A 988-nucleotide genomic window follows, 5' to 3' on the forward strand; every position below is an offset into this window, starting at 1 on the left:
CCGCAATAATATCCTGCAAAGCCGTACGCGCCAAATCCATGTCGATGACAGGACGGTTCATAAAACGGCTGCTGGCGCTGACACGGTTGAACGCGCCTTCCAGCTCACGCACATTGGAGCGGATCAGATTGGCGATAAACAGAGCGGCTTCGTCTTCGATACTGATGCCGGCTGCTTCTGCCTTTTTCTGCAAAATCGCCACGCGCATTTCCAATTCGGGCGGTTCGAGTTCCAAAGTCAAGCCCCATGAGAAACGGGACTTGAGACGGTCGTCCATACCCTCGATTTTGGCAGGCAATACGTCGCACGTCAGGATCAGTTGTTTTTTCTCGTTGTGGAAATGGTTGTACAGATAGAAGAACTCTTCCATCGTACGGTCTTTGCCTTTGATGAACTGAATATCGTCGATAATCAGCAGGTCATATTGTTTGTATTGTTGCTTGAATACATCATAAGTGTTGTTGCGCACAGCCTTCATAAAGCTGCGGATATAGTCGTCCGAGTGCATATAGCGCACTTTGGCATCAGGACGGTTTTTCAGCAATTCGTTGCCGATGGCTTGCACCAAGTGGGTTTTACCCAAACCGGTACTACCGTATAAGAAAAACGGGTTGTAACCCTGCCCCGGATTTTCAGCAATCGCTTGGGCAGCTGCGGCGGCAAGGCGGTTGCCCTTACCTTCCACCAAAGTTTCAAATGTATAGTCGCGCGACAGATTGGTCTGTTCGTAGCGCGCTTCTTCCGCATCGTGTTGCGCGTCGGTTTTGGCTTTGGCAACTGCTTTAGATTCAGCCGGAGCAGCAGTTTGCACTTGAGGCTCATCATGCGGCAGGTTTTTTATGCGTTGCGCCAAAATCTCGGCAGCCGTCATGGCAGTGGCAGGCTTGGAAACCGTTTCAGACGGCCTATCTTCTTCCATTGGCGCAGCAGTTTGCAAAGGCATTTGAACAGGCTCTACACACTCTTCAACTTCAATGACTTCTTGCAC

1 protein-coding gene is annotated in these 988 nt (G+C 50.4%); it reads right to left on the bottom strand.

The features are described from left to right. The coding region (gene dnaA / locus ACTHUR_RS12060) for a chromosomal replication initiator protein DnaA (protein WP_440398727.1) at positions 1-988 on the bottom strand (988 nt) is incomplete at both ends.

The organism is Neisseria sp. P0021.S007 (assembly GCF_051956855.1).